Here is a 19,993-nt window from a genome sequence, read left to right as displayed (position 1 = left end):
GCCCGCCCCGGGGCGTCGGACTCGCTTCGTAGAATGGCCTGGCCGCGACGATCGACACGGCCGACCACGGGCCGGGGAAGGGAAGGACACCCATGGCACGACGCCTGCCGTCCGACCCGCCCGTCATCGCCGGCTTCACCCCGGTGCACGTCCTCGGCTCCGGTGGGTTCGCCGACGTCTTCCTGTACGAGCAGGACATGCCCCGACGCCAGGTCGCGGTCAAGGTCCTGCTCGACGAGGTCGTGGACGACCGGGTGCGACAGATGTTCCAGGCCGAGGCGAACCTCATGGCGCGGCTGAGCACGCACCCCTCGATCCTCACCGTCTTCCAGGCCAGCATCGCCGCCGACGGACGCCCCTACCTCGTGATGGAGCTGTGCTCCTCGTCGCTCAGCGACCGCTACCGCCGTGAGCCGGTGCCCGTGTCCGAGGTCCTCGCGATCGGCATCCGGATCGGGGCCGCCCTCGAGACGGCGCACCGCGAGGGCGTCCTGCACCGCGACGTGAAGCCCTCGAACATCCTGCGGACCGCCTACGGCAACCCCGTGCTCTCCGACTTCGGCATCGCGGCGACCATCGGCAGCGCCGACCCCGACGAACCGGTCGGCATGTCGATCCCGTGGTCGGCGCCCGAGGTCCTCGGCGACGAGTCCCGCGGCACGATCCAGTCCGAGGTCTACTCGCTCGCCGCGACCGTCTACTCCCTCCTCGCGGGCCGCAGCCCCTTCGAGGTCCGTGGCGGCAAGAACGGTGCCGCCGACCTCATGGACCGCATCGAGCGCGGCGGCGTGCGCCCGACCGGGCGGGCGGACGTCCCGCCGTCGCTCGAGCGCCTGCTGGCGACGGCGATGTCGCGCAAGGTGTCGTTGCGTCCGGCGACCGTGATCGAGTTCGTCCGCGGTCTGCAGCAGGTCGAGGCCGAGCTCGGGATCCCGCAGACCGCCGCAGACGTCGCGGTCGAGGCGTGGGCCGTCACGACGCCGTCGACCGACGGTGACCGCACCGTCGTGCGGGAGCTGCAGGCGCCGTCGCGTGTCGGTGCTCGTCGACGGAACCGGCGGTCCCTGCAGGGCGGGTCGGACGTCGGCGTGCAGAGCGTGGGGACCGTGCACCGCACCGGGTCCGCGACACGGGTCCGCCGACGCAGCCGGTCGACGCTGCTGTGGGCCGGCTCCGCCGGTGTCGTCGTGGTCGCTGCCCTCGCGGTGGTCACCGTGCTCCTCGTCACGCGGATCGGCACCGGTTCGATCCCCGCCGTGACGGACGTCCGCGCCGCGGCGACGGCGGACTCGGTGTCCTTCAGCTGGCAGGACCCGGGACTCCGCTCGGGCGACACGTACGTGATCTCCTCGGACGGGGTGTCGAGCCAGCAGACCGGCACGACCTTCGTCGTCTCCGGCGAGTCCGGTGCCGAGGAGTGCATCACGGTCGCGGTGAACCGCGACGGCAAGACCGGCGCAGCGAGCGCCGAGCAGTGCGGCACGATCGGCGGCGCCGGGTGATCCGCGCGTTCCTGGCGAAGCACCGCTCGGCCGCCGTGTCCGTCGGGGCCTCCGTGCTCGTCGGTGCCGTCGTCGCGACCGCGGCCGTCGTGTCGACCGGCTACCACACGCAGCGCGTCGACCTCGGGGACGGCACCGTGTGGGTGCCGTCGGCGCAGTACGGCGCCGTGGGTCGGGCCAACACCGCCGTGCTCGAGCTCAACACCGCGGCGGAGTCGCCGAGCGACGACCTGTCCGTCCTGCAGCGCGGCGCCGACGTCTACAGCGTCGACGGCACCAAGGGGACCGTGTCGCGGGTCGACGTCGCGGCGGCCACGGTCGGCGACGCCGTCACGCTGCCGGCCGGTTCACCGCAGGTCTTCCTCGCCGGGGACACCGCCGTGGTGGGCAACGGGGACACCGGTGAGCTCTGGGCGACGCCGGCTGCCGACCTCGCCGACTTCGACGCCTCGACCCGGGCGGACCTGACCCTCGGCGCGGACGCCGTGTTCGACGCGTCCGACCGACACGTCGCCGTCTACTCACCGCGGACGGGCCGTGCGGCGCTCGTCGACGTCGGCGCGGACCTGACGGTCGACCGCCGGTGGGACGTCCGCTTCGACCGCGCCCACGAGTTCCAGGTCGCCTCCTTCGGCGACCACGTCGCCGTCCTCGACCGCACCTCGGGTCAGCTCGCCGTCGACGGGGACGTCGTCGACCTCGGTGACGCGATCGGTGGTGCCCCGGCCCTCCAGCACTCCTCGGACTCGTCGACGGACGTCGTGGTCGCGGGGTCCGCCGGGATGGTGCGCGTCTCGGCGTCCGGTACCGTCGACCGGACCGCGCTCGGGGTCTCCGGACGCCCGGCACGGCCCGCGGTCGTCGGCTCCTGCACCTACGCCGCCTGGGCCGGTGGGCAGGCGACCGACTCGTGCCAGGGCACCGGACTGCAGCGGCTCGCGCAGACCGCCGGCGCGGACGACCTGCAGATCGTGCACAACGGACGCACCGTCGTGGCGAACGACCCCCGCAGCGGCCGGTCCTGGGCGATCGACCGCAGCGGCCAGCTGATCGACAACTGGTCGGACCTGGTCGAGCAGGACGACCAGCAGCAGCAGGAGCGGGTGTCGGACGAAGACCCGCAGGTCGACAAGGACCAGAAGCCGCCCGTCGCGGTCGACGACGACCTCGGGGCGCGTCCCGGCCGGACCACGAGCCTGCCCGTGCTGCTGAACGACCACGACCCCAACGGCGACCCGCTCGTGATCAGCGAGGTCGGCAGCGTCGACGACGCGGTCGGCAGCGTGGCGATCGTCGGCGACGGCCAGCGGCTGCAGATCACCCTCGCGGCCGACGCGAAGGGCACGGTTTCGTTCCCGTACACGATCACGGACGGCAACGGCGGCTCGGACAGTGCCACGGTCCGGGTGACCGTCCGGCCGGACTCCGAGAACGAACCACCCCGACAGGTCCGCAGCACCTCGGCCGACGTCGTCCAGAACGGACACGTGGTCACCGACGTGCTCTCGGACTGGGTCGACCCCGACGGCGACCCGGTGTACCTCGAGTCCGCGTCGGCGGAGGGGGACCAGGTCTCCACGACGCCCGACGGCATGCTCGACTACCGCAACGCGAGCGGGAAGACCGGCGACCGGACCGCGCAGATCGTCGTGAGCGACGGGCGTGACCGCGGACGCGGGTCGGTCACGGTCCGTGTCGCGAAGGCGGGGAACGTCCCGCTGCTCGCGGACCCGTTCGCCGTGCAGGGCTACGCGGGCAAGGCGTTCACCGTCGACCCGCTCGAGCACGTCCGCGGCGGGAACGGGACCGTGACGCTCACGAGCGTGTCGTCGTCGTCCGGGCTGACCGTCACCCCGTCGTACGACGCCGGGACCTTCCGCGTCGAGGGCGCGGGACCCGGTGACCACCAGCTCGAGTACACCGTCACCGACGGCACGAAGACCGCGAGCGGCATCGCGCGCGTGACCGTGCTCGCACCGCCCGACGCGTCGACGCCGCCGATCACGACCCCCAAGACGGTGTTCGTGAACACGCTGTCGACCAAGGACACCGACGTCACCGCGACCGACACGGACCCGGCGGGCGGGGTGCTCATGGTGACCGCACTCGACGGGCTGCCCCGGGACGTCGGCGTCCAGGCGAGCATCCTCGACCAGCACGTCGTCCGGGTCGCGCTCACCGCGCCCCTCGACGGACCGGTCTCGTTCCGGTACACCGAGTCCAACGGGCTGGCCACCGCGACGGGCACGATCACGGTCGTCGAGATCCCGCGGCCGGACCGCATCCAACCGCCCGTCGCGCAGGCGGACTCCGCGACCGTCCGGGTCGGGGACGTCGCGGAGATCGACGTCCTCGCGAACGACTCGCAGCCCGAGGGCGAGCCCCTGACGCTGCAGCCCGAGCTCGTGCAGAACGTGCCGGGCGACGGTGGCCTGCTCTTCGTCGCCGGCGACCGGCTGCGGTACCTCGCGCCGGACACGCCGGGCAACCACACGGCCGTCTACCGCGTCTCCGGGCCGGACGGGCAGTACGCCGACGCGACCGTCTCGATCTCGGTCCGCGAGCGCGACGCCGCGACCAACAACCCGCCCGTGCCGGAGACCGTCACGGCACGCGTGGTCGCAGGCCAGTCGGTGCGGGTCACCGTGCCGCTGAACGGCATCGACCCCGACGGCGACTCGGTGCAGCTGGTGGGCGTGGCCGACAACCCGGACAAGGGGTCCGTGAGTGACGTCACGTCCGACGCGCTCACCTACGAGGCGGGGGACTACTCCGCGGGGACGGACGAGTTCACCTACACGGTCGTCGACGCCCTCGGGGCACGTGCGACCGGGACCGTCCGGGTCGGCATCAGTCCGCGCGCGGAGCAGGCGTCGGACCCGGTCGCGCAGGCCGACCACGTGACGATCCGACCCGGCGGCACGGTGACCGTGCGGGTCCTGCAGAACGACTCGGACCCGCAGGGCGGGCAGCTGACGGTGACGACCGCCGAGCCGACCGCCGCCGGGGTGACCGCGCGGGTGCTGCAGGGCACCCAGGTCCGCGTCACACCGCCGAAGTCCGCGACCGAGGGCGACTTCGCCGTGCTCTACACGGTGACGAACCCGAGCGGTGGGTCGAGCACGGCGTTCCTCACCGTGACCGTCGACCGCGACGCCCCGCCGCTCCGTCCGGAGGTCGAGGACACGACCCTCGACCTGCAGGACATCCTGCGCCGCCAGAGCGTGACCGTCGACGTGCTCCGCAACGTCTTCTTCGCCGAGGGCTCGACCTCGCGGCTCGTCGTCGGCGTCGTCGACGGGTACGGCGACACCGCCCGGGTGACGAACGACCGACGCATCACCGTGCAGCTCACCGACGCATCGCAGGTCATCCCGTTCTCGGTCGCGCGGTCGGACCACCCGGACGTCGTGTCGTACGGCTTCATCCACGTGCCCGGGTTCGACGACGCACTGCCGCAGGTCGACCGCAGCGCGGGTCCGGTGACGGTCCGGAGCGAGGCCACGGTCCGGATCCCGCTCGACCGGTACGTCGTCACCGCGAACGGCCGGACCGCCCAGCTCACCGACCGTGGCACGGTCAAGGCGACGCACGCCGACGGCAAGGACCTGGTGGTCGACCGGTCGACGCTGCAGTTCACGTCGTCGAAGCTCTACTACGGCAACGCGTCCATCTCGTTCGAGGTCACCGACGGCTCGGGTGCCAACGGAGGCAAGGGTCGCGTGGCGACGCTCGTGCTGCCCATCAAGGTGACCCCGCGCACCAACCAGCCGCCGTCGTTCTCGGGCTCGAACATCGACATGCAGCCCGGGGACTCCCGCACGATCGACCTCGCCAAGCTGACGGACTACCCGTACCCGGACGACCTCGGCGAGCTCCGCTACTCCGTCGTCAGCCGACCCGGTGCGGGCACCACCGCGACGATCCAGGGCCAGCAGCTCCGGATCAGCGTCGCCGACACCGCGTCGAAGGACACCACCGCGTCGATCGGCATCGGCGTCGCGGACGACGCCAACGCGGGACGCGCCGGTGTCGTGCAGGTGGGGATCGTCGGCTCGACCCGCCCGCTGGTGCAGCCCGGTGCGGACCGCGCGGTCGTCGAGCGCGGGAAGTCGTCCACGATCGACGTCCTGACCAACGACCAGCCGACGAACCCCTTCCCCGACGAGCGGCTCCGCGTCGTGGCGATCCGTGGTCTCTCCGGCGGCCTGCCCGCCGGGGTGAGCGTGTCGCCGAGCGCCGACCGGTCGCGCCTGCAGGTGTCCGTGTCCGACTCCGCCGCACCGGTCGACGCCCACCTGCAGTACCAGGTCGCCGACGCGACGGACGACGCCGCCCGGTACGTCTGGGGCGACGTGACGATCTCGGTCCAGGACGTCCCGGACGCGCCGGGAGCGCCGACCCGGACGGGCACGTTCCAGGGCGGCCAGGCGACCCTGACCTGGGCGACCCCGCAGTCGAACAACTCGCCGATCACGGGCTACCGGCTCCAGGGCACGGGCGGTGTGGCGAAGGACTGCGGCACCTCGACGGTGTGCACGGTGACCGGCCTCGACCCCGCGGCGTCGTACCGGTTCTCGGTCGTCGCGCAGAACGCCGTGGGAGACTCGGTACCGTCCGCGACCTCCGCGTCGATCAGCGCCGACTTCGTGCCGGCCCCGCCGAAGGGCCTGCGGGTCGAACCGAGCAGCACGACGCCGAACCAGCTCGACGTGTCCTGGAACGCGGTCGGAGCGCCGAGCGGCGGCTCCGCGGTGTCGAACTACGTCGTCTCCGTGCAGGGCCCCGGCCTCTCGACCACGCGGAACGCCGGCACGGCGACCAGCGTCTCGTTCACCGGTGCGCAGAGCGGTGCCGAGTACACGGTCCGGGTCTCGGCCCGGAACGCGGCCGATCGTGACGGCAGCCCGGTCCAGTGGAACGAGGCGTCGGCGACGGGGTCCGCCGTCGGCGCTCCGGCGACGCCGCAGTTGAGCGCCACCGGGCAGCCGGACGGGTCGGCGACCGCCGTGACGCTGCGCGCGTCGGAGTCCGACTGGGCCGGCGGGAGCGCGGGTTGGCGGATCGTGAAGTACGCGAGCTCGACGCCCGTCCCCTCCGGCTGCTCGACGGCGGGCGCCGAGCAGGTGTTCACCGGCGCGTCGGCGAGCGACCGCATCACCAGCCAGTACCGGTACGTCGCACTGGCCGACAACGGCCTGTTCTGCACGCCGTCGCAGCCCGCGAGCGTCCAGGGCTACCAGACCCCGACAGCACCCAGCGGGAGTGTCGACACCGTCCAGGACGGGGCCACCGCGCCGACCTGGGGTCTCCGTGCGACCGCGACCGCGACGTCACCGTTCCTGTACTACTCGGTGAACGGCGGGACCCCCGTGCGGTTCTCCGGCTCCGCGTCGATCGGCGCCGGCAGTGGCTACGGTCTCGAGACGTCGGTCGTCTTCACGTCCTGCGCCACCGATGGTGCCTACTGCGCGTCCGGCGAGGCGGTCCGCGCCACGGCCTACACGACCCGTGCGAGCATCGCCAGCGCCGTCGTGGGACAAGCGCCCGTGGTCAACGCTCCGGACAACAACGGACGGATCGCACCGGACGGCTACCAGGTGTCCTACTGCCGGACGATCCTCCTCCAGGTCTGCTCCGACACGAACCCGGACACCGGTGCTCCGTGGGCGACCACCGACGCCGTGCCCGACGGCTACACCTCGATCCGGGTCAAGGCCACCGTCAGGGGTTCCCAGGACCCGGTCGGCGCCGTCCGCGACGTCACGGGCCAGTCCGCCCCGTCCGACCCGGCCCCGGACCCGAGCCCGACCGACCCGCCCGCCGGTTAGTCGGCGGCCGGACCCGCAGCCCCACCCGCGCCCTTCGAGAACGAGGACCCTCCCGCATGAGCATGACCCCCGAGCAGGCCGCCTGGTTCGCCGACGTCGCCGGTCGCATCGTGACGAACGTCGAGCAGGTCCTCCTGGGCAAGACGTTCGTCATCCGACTGGCCGTCACGGCCATGCTGAGCGAGGGCCACCTGCTGCTCGAGGACGTCCCCGGCACGGGCAAGACGAGCCTCGCGCGCGCGATGGCGCAGAGCGTGCAGGGGAGCACCAACCGCATCCAGTTCACGCCGGACCTGCTGCCCGGGGACATCACGGGCATCAGCGTCTACGACCAGCGCACGCAGGAGTTCGACTTCCACCGCGGTCCGGTGTTCGCGAACATCGTGCTTGCCGACGAGATCAACCGGGCCAGCCCGAAGACCCAGTCGGCGCTGCTCGAGGCGATGGAGGAGTCCGCGGTCACCATCGACGGCACACGCCACACCCTGGCGGCACCGTTCATGGTCATCGCGACGCAGAACCCCGTCGAGCAGGCCGGCACGTACCGCCTGCCGGAGGCGCAGCTCGACCGGTTCCTGATGCGCACGTCGATCGGCTACCCCGACCACGCCGCCACGGTCCGACTCCTCGAGACCTCCGCGGCACCGTCCGCCGCGGTCCCGCTCGCGAGCGTCGTCCCCGCAGCGACGGTCACGGAGATGGCGGCACTCGCGCGGACCGTGCACGTCGACCCGACCATCGCCGACTACGTCGCCCGCCTGGTCGAGGCGACGCGTGGCGCGAGCGAGGTCCGCCTCGGTGTGAGCGTCCGCGGCGCGATGGGCCTGATCCGTGCTGCGCGCGTGCACGCGGCGGTGCTCGGCCGCCACTACGTGACCCCCGACGACGTCAAGGCACTGGCGGTGCCGGTGCTCGCACACCGCCTGGTGCTCGACGCGGAGGCGGAGTTCGACGGCGTCAGCGCGACCAGCGTCGTCTCCCAGCTCCTCGTCGAGACCCCGCCGCCCGCCGACCGAGCGGTGTCGTGACCGACCGCCGCCCCGCTGCCACCCGCTCGCGCCGAGACGCCACCCGCTCACGGCGCAGCTCCGCCGTGTCCGAGCGGACCGGCACGGTCGCCGGCCTGACGAACGTCCGCACCCGCCTGGTGGGGGACCGGGACGGGGTCGCCGCCGACGCGGTCGTCGGGGTCGCGAAGGCGTGGACCGCGGCCTGGAGGCTCGTCCGCCGCGGGTGGGCCGAGGTCTCGTCCGTCGTCACCGGCCTGGGCTGGACGGTCGCCGCCGTCACGCTCGTCGCCTTCGTCGCGGGCTACCGCTTCGGACTGCGCGAGGTCGTCGTGGTGGGCTTCGCCGGGACGGTCCTCGTCGTGGTGGCGGTGCTCGCGCTGCTCGGACGGTCCCGCCTGCTCATCCGCATGCGCCTGCCGCAGCACCGGGTGGCGGTGGGCGACGACGCGGGCGTCGTCGTCACGGCCGAGAACCCGGCGCGGCTGCCGTCGGTCCCGACCACGGTGGAGGTGCCCGTCGGCACCGGCCTGGTCGACGTGGCGATCCCCTCGATCGCGCCGAACGGCGTCTTCGAGCAGCAGGTGCCGGTCCCGACCGTGCGTCGCGGTGTGCTCGACGTCGGTCCGGTCACGGGCGTGCGGGCGGACCCGGTCGGCATCGTCCGGCGCGAGGTCGTCTGGACGGCGCGGGAACAGGTCATCGTCCACCCGCGCACCATCGCCATCCCGTCGACGAGCACCGGCTTGGTCCGCGACCTCGAGGGCCAGGCGACGACCGACCTGTCGCCGGCGGACATCGCGTTCCACGCGGTCCGCGAGTACCTGCCGGGCGACGACCCGCGCACGATCCACTGGAAGTCGACGGCGAAGTCGGGCGCGTTGATGGTGCGACAGTTCGAGGACACCCGGCGATCGCACCTGGTGGTTGCCCTCGCGACCGGCCGCGGCGAGTTCGCGGACGACGACGAGTTCGAGCTGGCGGTGAGCGCCGCGGCGTCGCTCGGCACCCGCGCCGTCCGGGACGGGCGCGAGGTGTCGGTCGTCGTGTCCGAACGGACCCCGGAGTACGCCAAGCGGCCGGTCTACGCCGTGCACCGCCTGCCCACCGTGACGCCCACCCGCCTGCTCGACGAGTTCGCCACGGTCGGCCTCTCCGACTCGTGCCTCCCCGTCGCCGAGGTCGCGCGGATCGTCGGCGCCGACACCGCCGGCATCTCGGTGGCGTTCCTCGTGGTCGGCTCCGAGGTCGGGCTCCCGGCGCTCCGGCTCGCCGCCACGCGCTTCCCCGTCGGGGTCGAGGTCGTCGCGGTGACCTGCGAGCCCGAGGCACAACCGCGCTTCCTCCGGGTCGCCGGGCTGACGGTCGTGACGATCGGCTACCTCGACGACCTCCGGCAGGCCCTCCACCGATCGGCAGCGGCGTGAGCGCGGCGACCGAGGACGCTCCGCGACTGCGGACGCGGCGGACCGACCGCCGGGGCGACCGCCGGGCCGAGCGTCGGCGCGGTGCCCTGCGCACCGCGGGGGGCACCCTCGCCACCTGGCTCGTGCTCGCGGTGGCGAGCACCGCCTGGTGGCCGGTCCACCGCGACGCCTCGATGGTGACGGCCGGCGTGACCGCGGTCCTCGCCGGGACGGCCCTCGCCCTCGCCGGCGCCCTCGCCCGCCTGCCCGCCGCGGTGGTCGGCGCGCTCACCGTCGCGGTGTTCGCGCTCACCGGCGTCCCGGCGGCGGTGCCGGACCGTGCCGTCGGGATCCTGCCCACCGGTGCCGGGCTCGTCGACCTGTTCGCCGGTGTGGCGCTCGACTGGAAGCGACTCGTGACGGTCAGCCTGCCGGTCGGGTCCTACGAGTCCCTGCTGGTGCCGTACTTCGTGACGACGCTCGTCGCCACGGTGGTCGGCGTGAGCGTGGCGACCCGTGCCTCCCGTCCGGAGCTCGCGAGCATCCCGGGACTGGTGCTGTTCGCGGCCGCGGTCGTGGTCGGACCCAGCCGACTGGACGTCGCCCTGGCGACGGCCGTCGTGCTCGGCGGCATCGCCCTGGTCTGGGCCCTCACCGCACGGCACGTGCGTCGCGCCGTCTCGGTGGCGACGACGGTCGGGGCGCGCGTGCCCGTGTGGCGGTCCGTGCTGCGACCCGCCCTCGTCGGGACGGGCACCATCGTGGCGGCCGCGGTCGTCGCGACGGGCCTCGGCCTGGTGGCTCCGCCGTCGGTGGGGCGGACGGTCGCGCGGACCGACGTGGTCAAGCCGTTCGACCCGCGTGACGAGCTCAGCCCGCTCAGCGCGTTCCGGTCCTACGAGGAGCCCGGCCAGGCGGACGCCGCCCATCTGCGGGTGACGGGCCTGCCGCAGGGTGGCTTCGTGCGGATCGCCACCCTCGACACGTACGACGGTGTGGTCTACCGCGTGGGGGGCGACGACGGAGCCTCCGCCTCGGGCACCTTCGAGCGCGTCCCGACCTCGGTCGACGTGCGCGGTGTCCGGGGCACCGACCTCGACGTCACTGTCGCCGTCGAGGGGTACCGCGGCGTGTGGCTGCCCACCGTCGGCGACCTCGAGACGGTGACCTTCCGCGGGTCGGACGCCGACCGGGACCGCGGCGCCTTCTCCTACAACCGCACCACCGGGACGGCCGTCGTGGTGGGTGGCGTCGACGCGGACACCCGGTACGACCTGCGGGCGGTGCTGCCGGACCAGCCGACCGACGACCAGCTCGCGTCGGCGCGTCCGGGCACGGCCACCGTGCCGAGCCCGACCGGTGTGCCGGACGCGGTGCGGGAGCGAGTCGAGGCGACGTCCGCCGACGGCGGCTCGGACGGTGCCAGGCTCGTCGCGGCGATCGAGTCGCTCAAGCGGACGGGCTACGTGAGCCACGGCGTCGGCGACGACCGGGCCAGCCGGTCGGGACACGGTGCCGACCGGATCGAGGAACTCCTCACCGCGCCGGTCATGATCGGCGACCAGGAGCAGTACGCCGTCGCCGCCGCGCTCATGGCACGGCAACTCGGGTTCCCGTCCCGGGTCGTGATGGGCTTCACCGCCGGCGGCGACTCGGGAGCCGCGACGTCCTCCGGCACCGGCACCGACGGGACGACCACGTTCCGCGGGTCGGACGTCACGGCGCGCGTCGAGGTGGACACCGAGCAGTGGGGGTGGGTGATGGTCGACCCGAACCCGGTCGTCCGCGACATCCCCGACGAGCAGGACCAGACGCCGCAGCCGGTCACGCGGCCGGAGACCGTCGTCCCACCGCCGCCCGTCGAGCAGCAGGACCAGGACCAGCACGCCCCGCCCCAGAGCGACCGGGACACGCCTCCCGTGCAGCCGCTCTGGTTGCAGATCCTCCTCGCCGCCCTGCCGTGGGTGCTCGCCACGCTCGGCTTCGTGGCACTCGTGCTCCTGCCGTTCGCCGTCGTCGTCCTCTGCAAGCGGCTGCGACGTCGTCGACGCCGACGGGGGCCCACACCACGAGCGCGGGTCGTCGGTGCGTGGGACGAGTACCGGGACGCACTGGTCGACCGCGGGCACGACGTCGTGATGGCGGCCACGAGGCGCGAGGCCGTCGCGGGCGCACCGGGGGAGGGCGGCATCGGGCTCGCGGCGCTGGCCGACCGGAGCGTCTTCGGGCCCGGTGAGGTCGAACCGGGGACCGCCGACCGCATGTGGTCGGCCACGGACGAGGCGATCACGAGCCTCCGAGCGGGGCGCACCCGACGCGAGCGCTGGCGTGCCGCGGTGTCCCTCCGGTCCCTGCGTCGCCCCGCGGTCCGTCGCCACGGCGCACGGGCAGCGGACCGGCTGCGCCCGGAGGCGCCGGAGGCCGGTGCCGGGCTCGGTGGGGACGGCCAGGATCGTCGCGGAGGTCGTGACTACGATGGTCCGAAGGCCGGCGAGCGTCGTGGACGGCCGAGTGAGGACAGAGGCGAACCGTGATCAGATGCGAGCACTGCGGATCGATGCTGCCGGACGGCGCGATCTTCTGCGGTGAGTGCGGGCGCTCGGTGACCGTCTCGGCGAACCGTCGGCCCGTCCAGGCCGCGCCCCTCGACGAGACCCCGCCGCCGCCCCTCCGCCAACCGGACCAGCACGGTCGGCACCCGGACCCGGCCACCGAGGCCTGGCTGCCCGAGGCCACCCTCGACCCGGCCACCCGTGCCTGGCTGACCGGCGAGGACCGGCAGCCAGCCTCCCGCCCCGACGACCGACCCGCGGCACCGCCCGCGCCGACCCCGACGCAGGGTGTCGCACCGGACGCGGAACCGCCGCTCGATCCGGCCGCGTACCCGGTCGCCGACGAGACCCTGCCGGCGGACGGCACCGTCGCTCGGACACACGCAGCACAGACGCCCGGAGCGGGGGCGACTGCGGCGGACGACACCGAGGCGGATGCGGACCGCGCGGGCGCTGACGACCGGGCTGCCGCTCCGGTCTGGGCGCCCGCCGCACCGCAGCCGCCCGCTCCGTCGCGCCCGTCGTGGTGGGTCGGTCGCGGCTCGGCGGCACCGGAGCCTCCCGTGGCCGAGGAGCCGCGGGACGACGACGGTCCGCAGCCCGGTGACACCGCCGTGGTCGAGCCGCTCGTCGAGCGTCGCGCCCCGACCCCGCTCGTCACCCCGAGCAGCGGACCGGCGACCTGCCCGGTCTGCGGACACACGCTCGAGCCCGACGACATCTTCTGCGCCGAGTGTGGCGCCGTCCGACCGACGGTCACCGCCGCCTTCACCGGCCCCGTCGTGCCGCTGCCGCTGGCCCGTCCCGACTGGGCCGCCGAGCACCTGCCCGTGGACGATGCCGAGCCGGAGTCCCGGTCGGAACCGGCGGACGGGTCCTCGGAACACGTGGACGTGTCGTCGGAAGTCGCGGACGCTCCCTCGGAGCCCGAGCACGCTGACACCTTCGACGAGGCACCTCCGAGCGACCTGCCCGAGCCCCGCACGGACGCGCCCGGACCGGACGCATCAGGATCGGCAGCGCCCGAGGACACCCCGAGGACGCCCCTCCGGACCCGTGGCGCGCACGCCGCGCCCGACGCGGTCCCGGGTGCACCGGTGACGGTGCCGCCCAATCCGGCCTCGCCGACCGTCCCGACCGCCTCCGTCTCGGTGCCGCCCCTCGACGGCGTCCCGCCCGTCCCCACCGCGGCGCCGCTGCCGCCGGTGCCCGGTGCGACCGGGCCGGTGCTGCCCTCCGCGGCCTCGGCGGCCGTGCCCTCGAGTGCGGACGACGGGTCCGATGCCGAGGACGTCGAGGAGACCCGCATCGTCGACCGGAACACGAGCACCGCACCGTTCGTGCTGCACTTCAGCACGGGGGAGCGCACCGCCGTGCAGGGGACCGGCCTGCTCGGGCGTCTTCCCCGCCCGCAGCCCGGCGAACGCTTCGATGAGCTCCTCACCGTGCACGACCCCGGGAAGTCGGTGTCGAAGACGCACCTCGAGCTCGGCCGCGACGGGGACGACCTGTGGGTCGCGGACCGGTTCTCGGGCAACGGCACGGTCGTCCGGCACATCGACGGCACGATCCGTCGCTGCGAGCCGGGCCGGCGGTACCGTGTCGAGCGTGGTGCCCGGGTGGACATCGGCGAGCAGTTCTTCCTCGTGCAGTGACGGTCGGCGGTTCCCCGCCGACCTGACCCTCCTGCACAGGAGGCCGACCCGCTCGCCCGCTCCCCAGCGAGCGTCCCGCCGTTCTCGGTAGCGGGGCGGAGGCGGTTCGCTCGGACCGTGTCCCTCGCCGTCGCCCGCTCGTGCCTCGTCGGTACCGCGGGTGCGCTCGTGCTCGTCGGCGTGGTCGCGGACCTGCCGGGCTCCGGCCGTGCGGCGCTCCTCGTGGCCGGCGGGTGGTGCGCCCTGCTGGACCTCCTCGTCGTCCGGTCCGACCGAAGGACGTCGACGGGTCCGCCGGTGGTGCTCGTCGACCCGGTCACGGCGCCGTCGGAGGGCAGCGGCGTCCGGGACCACGGCGGCTCGGTACCCGACCCCAACCCCGCACCCGGCCCCGGCATCCTGCTCGGCCGGCGTGACGACGGTCACCTGGTGCGTGTCGCCACCGACCCGACCGCCCCGTGCCACGTGGTGGTGGTGGGCACCGGCGCACTCGCCGAGGGCATGTTCACCGCGGTCCGCGCCCAGCTCGACGGCGGCGCGACCACCGGGAGCCCGCCCGACGACGTCGTCCGCGCCTCCGGTGCGGGGGTCCCCGGACCACCGAGCACCCCGCTGCCCCCGGGGACCGCCGTCGCGGTCCGGCTCGACGGCGGCGGCCGGCCGCGGACGACCGTCGTCCTCGTGCCCGGACTGCACCTGCTCCCGCGCCGCTGGGACCACCTCGTCGAGGTGACCCGCCACGGCTGTCGCACGCAGGACAACGACGACGGCGGCTCGACGACGATCGACCCCGTGCTGCCCCTGCTGGTCCCGGGGAGCACGACGCCGTGACGCCCGGCTCAGCCCAGACCGGCTCCGCGCAGACCGGCTCAGCGCAGACCGGCCCCCGGTCGGACCCGTCCGACGGGGACCCCACCGCCGAGCACCTGCTCGCTCGTCGCCGCCAGGACGTCCGCCACGCCCGCGGCGTCGAGCAGACCGTTGCGTTCGAGCAGCGTCAGCGCCGCGACGGTGCCGGCGCGCTGCGATCCGTCGAGCGTCTTCACCGCGACGGCCGCACCGCCCGGGAGGCCCATGACCATGACGCCCTCGGCGCCGAACTTCGCCAGGACCTGCAGTCGTTCGATGGTCACGGTGTTCGCCCGTCCGACGCCGTCGATGACCCACGGGTGGTCGAGCACCGCGTCGACGAGGGCCGCCGTGTCCGCGTCCCGTCGCGCGACGACCCCGGCGAAGCCGCGGGCGAGGCCGCGCAGGGTGAGAGGGAAGACCGGGGCGCCGCAGCCGTCGGTCCCGACGACGTCGACGGTCTCGCCCGTGTACTCCTCGACGGTCTCCCGGACGCGCTGCTGCAGCGGGTGCGCCATCTCGAGGTAGGTGGCCTCGTCCCAGCCGTTGACGCGGCAGGCGGCGAGCATGCCGGCGTGCTTCCCTGAGCAGTTCATCGCGAGGCGACGCGGGCCGGGCATCGTCCGCGCGGTCGCCCGGTCGAACGGCAGGTCGGGCGGGCACCCGAGGTCGGACTCCTCGTGGTCGAACGACTCGAGCATGTGCAGCGCGAGTGCCTGGTGCGCCGCGGTGCCGGCGTGGCTGGCGGTCGTCAGCACCAGTTCCTCGTCGCTGAACGTGGCACCGGCGCGGCGGATCGCGAGCGCCTGGAACGGCTTCATCGTCGAACGCGGGTAGATGCTCGCTCCGGCGTCGCCGACGACGTCGAGCACGGAGCCGTCCGACGCGACGACGACCCCGGCACCGACGTGCCGGCTCTCGTCGAAGCCGTTCCGGTCGAGCACCGCGAGCTCGACGGAGCCCTCGGCGGTGAGAGGATGGCGGTCTGTGCGGACGTCGGGGATCACCGTCATGCCGTCATCGTAGTGAGCGGGCACGCCGCGACGTCGCACGCACCGATCGCGGGACGGTCGGTGCTCGACCACCACGCACGAAGGAGCGCACCGTGACCGACCACTCCTACGAGGTCGCCGTCCGGTGGACCGGCGACCGGGGCACCGGGACGAGCGGCTACCGCGACTACGGCCGCGACCACACGATCTCCGCGGCGGGCAAGCAGGACGTCGCCGGGTCGGCCGACCCCACGTTCCGCGGTGACCGCGACCGCTGGAACCCGGAGGAGCTCGTCCTCGCCGCGCTCGCGCAGTGCCACATGATGAGCTACCTGTACGTCGCCGTGCAGCGGGGCTTCACGGTGGTCGACTACCAGGACTCGGCGTCGGCGTCGCTCGACGTGCACCGCGACGGCACGGGGGAGCTGACCGGTGCGACCCTGCGCCCGGTCGTCACGATCCTCGAGGCCGACCGCGTCGAGGACGCCGAGGCGGCGCACGCGGAGGCAGGTCGCCTCTGCTTCGTCGCGCGTTCCGTGGCGTTCCCCGTCCACCACACGCCCGTCACCAAGGTCCGTGCGGCAGGATAGGTCCCCGTGAAGCGTCTCCGTCTGCTCCCGATCGCCCTCGTCCCCGCCGTCGTGCTGGGACTCGCCGCCTGCTCCGGGAACGGCTCGGGTGACGCCTCGACCTCGCCCAGTGCGTCGTCGAGCGCCACCGCGACGCCCATCTCGTCGTGCCCCGAGCCGGGGTCCGCCTCGGACGGCATCAAGGTCAGCGGTGCCGCGGTGGGCGGTGACTCCGCCCCGGGTGTCGCGTTCGAGAAGGGGCTGAGCGCCTCGACGCCGCAGGCCACCACCGTGGTGAAGGGGTCGGGCAAGGCCCTGCGGGACGGCGAGTTCGCCCAGGTCTCCTACGTCGTCTACAAGGCGTCCGACGCCTCGAAGCTCGGCGCGGTCGGGTTCGACCAGGGCAACCCGCAGGTGCTCTCGGTCGGCGGGACCGGCTTCGGTGCCCTCCTCGCGTGCACGAAGGTCGGTGAGCGGGTGGCGGTCGTCGGCCAGTCGGCGGCCCTCGGCTTCAACACCGGCGGTGACATCGTCGTCGTCGCCGACGTCGTCGCGCAGACCCCGACGAAGGCGACCGGCGCACCGCAGCCCCAGGACCCGGCGCTGCCGACGGTCGAGGACAAGGCCGACGGCGAGCCCGAGATCACGATCCCGTCGGGTGCGAAGGCCCCGTCGAAGACCGAGGTCGAGGTCCTCAAGCAGGGCACGGGCGACACCATCGCGAACGGCGACACCGCCCTGGTGCAGTACAAGGGCGTGCAGCTCGACGGCGGCAAGGAGTTCGACTCCTCGTGGTCGAAGGGCGCCCCGACCACGTTCACCGTCTCCGAGGGCTCGCTCATCAAGGGCTTCGTCACCGGACTCGTCGGGCAGAAGGTCGGCTCGCAGGTCCTCATCGTGACCACGCCGGAGGACGCCTACGGGTCGAACCCGCCCGAGGGCTCCGGCATCCCGAAGGACGCCTCGCTGGTCTTCGTCGTCGACATCCTCGCCAAGGGCTGACCGTGACGGACGGCGCCGGGCCGGGACCCACCGCGCAGCAGACCCCGGCACGGCGCCGCATCGTCGTCCTCGGCAGCACCGGGTCGATCGGCACGCAGGCCCTCGACGTCGTCGCCCGCAACCCCGACCGGTTCGAGGTCGTCGGGCTGACCGCCGGCTCGAACCGGGACCTCGTCGCCGAGCAGGCCGCACGCTTCGGTGTCCGCGACACCGCGTTCGGCGCCGCGGACGCCGAGCGCCTCGTCCGCGGCGTCGCGGCGGACGTGGTCCTCAACGGCATCACCGGCTCGGTCGGGCTCGGACCGACCCTCGCGGCCCTCGAGACCGGCGCGACCCTCGCCCTCGCCAACAAGGAGAGCCTGATCGTCGGCGGCCCGCTGGTGCAGCGGGCGGCCGCCCCCGGGCAGATCGTGCCGGTGGACAGCGAGCACTCCGCGATCGCGCAGGCGCTCCGGTCCGGCGCGGACGCGGAGGTCCGACGGCTCGTCCTCACGGCGAGCGGCGGTCCGTTCCGCGGTCGCTCCCGGCAGGACCTGCGGGACGTCACCCCGGCCCAGGCACTGGCGCACCCGACTTGGGACATGGGCCTGGTCGTCACGACGAACTCGGCGACCCTCGTCAACAAGGGCCTCGAGGTGATCGAGGCCCACCTCCTCTTCGGTGTGCCGTACGACCGCATCGACGTGACCGTGCACGCGCAGTCGATCGTCCACTCGATGGTCGAGTTCGTCGACGGTTCGACGATCGCGCAGGCGTCACCCCCGGACATGCGACTCCCGATCGCCCTCGGGCTCGCCTGGCCGAACCGGGTGCCCGGCGTCGGGGTCCCGCTCGACTGGACGCGTGCGAGCACGTGGACCTTCGAGCCGCTCGACGCCGAGGCGTTCGGCGCCGTCGACCTCGCCAAGCACGTCGGGGTCCTCGGCGGCACCTTCCCGGCGGTGTTCAACGCCGCGAACGAGCAGGCCGTCGCCGCGTTCCACGCGGGCGCGATCGGGTTCCTCGACATCGTCGACACCGTCCGCCGCGTGGTCGACGAGCACACCGCGGGGGAGCCGTCGCTCGACGGCGTCCTCGCCGCCGAGCGCTGGGCGCGCGCCGCCGCGGACCGCCTGCTGGCCCGCTGACGCGACCAGGGGCGCGGGCAGGGTCGCGACCCCGCCACGCGGTCTGGTGACGGACGCGCCCGCGGTGATCCGTGCCTCCCGGGGGTCGGGAGGCACGGCAGACCTCTCAGGGCGCGCTCGGCTCCGTCATGGGCAGGGTCCCGTACCCTGCTGCGGTGACCGTCGAATCCGTGCTCCTCTTCGTCCTCGGCGTGGTCGTCTTCATCGTCGGCCTGCTGGTCTCGATCGGACTCCACGAGCTGGGGCACCTGTCGTTCGCGAAGCTCTTCAACGTCAAGGTGACGCAGTACTCGCTCGGCTTCGGCAAGGCGATCTGGTCGTTCCGACGGGGCGAGACCGAGTACGGCATCCGTCCGATCCTGCTCGGCGGGTACATCTCGATGGTCGGCATGCTCAAGCCCCGCGCGTCGGGCCGCCCGAGCGCGATCACGAACACCGGGATGTACGGGGCGTTCGTGCAGGACGCCCGCCAGGCGAGTGCCGAGCAGATCGCGGACTCCGGCGGGGACGACTCCCGGGCGTTCTACCGGCTCACCCCGTGGAAGCGCATCATCGTGATGGTCGCGGGTCCGGCGATGAACCTGGTGATCGGCATCGTGCTCTTCGGGGTCCTGCTGTGCGGCTTCGGCGCCCCGACCACGACCTTCACGTCGAGCGTGGACTGCGTCCTGCCGACGAGCAGCTCGACGGCCTGCGCACCCGGTGACGCCGAGTCGCCCGCGAAGCAGGCGGGCATCCGCGACGGCGACGTCGTGGTCGCGGTCGACGGGCGACAGGACCCGACGATCGCCGAGGTCTCCCGGGTGTTCCAGCGGTCGGCGGGCGAGGCCGTGACGGTCGTGGTCGAACGCGACGGCGTCCGGCGGACGCTCGAGGTCACCCCGCAGCTCGCCACGCGCGACGTCGTCACGGAGCAGGGCACGGCGGCGAAGAACGCCGACGGCACGACGAAGACCCAGCGGGTCGGCGTCGTGGGCGTGAGCATCGGGCAGTCGCTGGTGCGGCAGTCGCCCGCGGCCGTCCTGCCGGCGACCGGCGCGCAGATCGCGGCGTCGGCGCACCTGATCATCGACCTGCCGCAGCGCCTGGTCGCCGTGTGGAACGCCGCGTTCGGCGCGCAGGAGCGGTCGCAGGACAGCCCCGTGTCGGTGGTCGGTGTCGGACGCGCGATCGGGGAGGTCTCGTCGATGAGCGGGGTGCCCGTGGTCGACAAGGCGTACACGATCCTCGGCCTGCTGGCGTCGCTGAACATCGGCCTGTTCGTGCTCAACATGGTGCCGCTGCTGCCGCTCGACGGCGGCCACATCGCCGGTGCGCTCTGGGAGGCCGTGAAGCGACGCGCCTACGTGCTGGTCGGCAAGCCGGACCCGGGCGCGATCGACCTGGCGAAGTCGATGCCCCTGACGATGGTCGTCGTCGTGCTGCTGGCCGGCATGAGCGCGCTCCTGATCTACGCCGACATCGTGCGACCGGTGAACCTGTTCGGGTAGCACTACGCTCG

General features: G+C 73.7%; 12 protein-coding genes. 11 read left to right on the top strand and 1 reads right to left on the bottom strand.

Annotation, left to right across the window (positions count from 1 at the left end; translation table 11 throughout):
* The first annotated feature begins 92 nt into the window (after window positions 1-92).
* The 7 genes from H7A69_RS09670 (at window position 93) to H7A69_RS09640 (ending at window position 14,784) form a co-directional block, all read left to right on the top strand.
* Window positions 93-1,502, top strand: a complete 1,410-nt coding sequence (locus tag H7A69_RS09670) for a serine/threonine-protein kinase (RefSeq protein ID WP_182046839.1) — start codon at window positions 93-95, stop codon at window positions 1,500-1,502.
* Window positions 1,499-7,333 (top strand): Ig-like domain-containing protein, encoded by a 5,835-nt coding sequence (locus H7A69_RS09665; protein ID WP_182046838.1) that lies wholly within the window; start codon window positions 1,499-1,501, stop codon window positions 7,331-7,333. Before H7A69_RS09670 ends, H7A69_RS09665 begins: the two co-directional genes overlap by 4 nt.
* A 56-nt stretch (window positions 7,334-7,389) precedes the next feature.
* Window positions 7,390-8,361 carry an AAA family ATPase gene (locus H7A69_RS09660; RefSeq protein ID WP_182046837.1) on the top strand — a complete coding sequence of 324 codons (972 nt, stop codon included), beginning with the start codon at window positions 7,390-7,392 and terminating at the stop codon, window positions 8,359-8,361.
* 65 nt (window positions 8,362-8,426) lie between these two features.
* Window positions 8,427-9,767, top strand: a complete 1,341-nt coding sequence (locus tag H7A69_RS09655) for a DUF58 domain-containing protein (protein WP_259346167.1) — start codon at window positions 8,427-8,429, stop codon at window positions 9,765-9,767.
* Entirely contained in the window at window positions 9,764-12,280 is a 2,517-nt protein-coding gene (locus tag H7A69_RS09650) for a transglutaminase domain-containing protein (protein ID WP_182046835.1), read from the top strand. The genes H7A69_RS09655 and H7A69_RS09650 overlap by 4 nt, the downstream gene beginning before the upstream one ends.
* On the top strand, window positions 12,277-13,953 hold the full coding sequence (locus H7A69_RS09645; RefSeq protein ID WP_182046834.1) for a zinc-ribbon domain-containing protein: 1,677 nt from the start codon (window positions 12,277-12,279) through the stop codon (window positions 13,951-13,953). Before H7A69_RS09650 ends, H7A69_RS09645 begins: the two co-directional genes overlap by 4 nt.
* A 117-nt stretch (window positions 13,954-14,070) precedes the next feature.
* Window positions 14,071-14,784, top strand: coding sequence for a hypothetical protein (locus tag H7A69_RS09640; RefSeq protein ID WP_182046833.1), 714 nt, complete (start codon window positions 14,071-14,073; stop codon window positions 14,782-14,784).
* 38 nt (window positions 14,785-14,822) lie between these two features.
* Here the strand turns inward: H7A69_RS09640 and H7A69_RS09635 are convergent, their stop codons facing one another.
* Complete coding sequence (locus H7A69_RS09635; protein ID WP_182046832.1) at window positions 14,823-15,815, bottom strand: asparaginase; 993 nt, start codon at window positions 15,813-15,815, stop codon at window positions 14,823-14,825.
* A 92-nt stretch (window positions 15,816-15,907) separates the two neighbouring features.
* Between H7A69_RS09635 and H7A69_RS09630 the strand changes: the two genes are divergently transcribed.
* From H7A69_RS09630 to H7A69_RS09615, 4 genes are all read left to right on the top strand, one after another.
* Complete coding sequence (locus H7A69_RS09630) at window positions 15,908-16,384, top strand: OsmC family protein (RefSeq protein ID WP_182046831.1); 477 nt, start codon at window positions 15,908-15,910, stop codon at window positions 16,382-16,384.
* 6 nt (window positions 16,385-16,390) lie between these two features.
* On the top strand, window positions 16,391-17,365 hold the full coding sequence (locus tag H7A69_RS09625; RefSeq protein ID WP_182046830.1) for an FKBP-type peptidyl-prolyl cis-trans isomerase: 975 nt from the start codon (window positions 16,391-16,393) through the stop codon (window positions 17,363-17,365).
* Between the two features lie 2 nt (window positions 17,366-17,367).
* The gene (locus H7A69_RS09620; RefSeq protein ID WP_182046829.1) at window positions 17,368-18,492 is read left to right on the top strand and encodes a 1-deoxy-D-xylulose-5-phosphate reductoisomerase; all 1,125 of its coding nucleotides are present in this window, start codon (window positions 17,368-17,370) and stop codon (window positions 18,490-18,492) included.
* Between the two features lie 155 nt (window positions 18,493-18,647).
* Window positions 18,648-19,982 carry a M50 family metallopeptidase gene (locus H7A69_RS09615; protein ID WP_182046828.1) on the top strand — a complete coding sequence of 445 codons (1,335 nt, stop codon included), beginning with the start codon at window positions 18,648-18,650 and terminating at the stop codon, window positions 19,980-19,982.
* Window positions 19,983-19,993: the final 11 nt, after the last annotated feature.

It is taken from the genome of Curtobacterium sp. ME26, assembly GCF_903970945.1.
Taxonomy (GTDB): Bacteria; Actinomycetota; Actinomycetes; order Actinomycetales; family Microbacteriaceae; genus Curtobacterium; species Curtobacterium citri.
This window is presented reverse-complemented; position numbering and strand designations above follow the sequence as displayed.

What these genes read in the sequence shown, in the direction of transcription:
- H7A69_RS09670 (WP_182046839.1), top strand. Translation starts at nt 93, where the DNA reads ATGGCACGACGCCTGCCGTCCGACCCGCCCGTCATCGCCGGCTTCACC.
- H7A69_RS09660 (WP_182046837.1), top strand. Translation starts at nt 7,390, where the DNA reads ATGAGCATGACCCCCGAGCAGGCCGCCTGGTTCGCCGACGTCGCCGGT.
- H7A69_RS09635 (WP_182046832.1), bottom strand. Translation starts at nt 15,815, where the DNA reads ATGACGGTGATCCCCGACGTCCGCACAGACCGCCATCCTCTCACCGCC.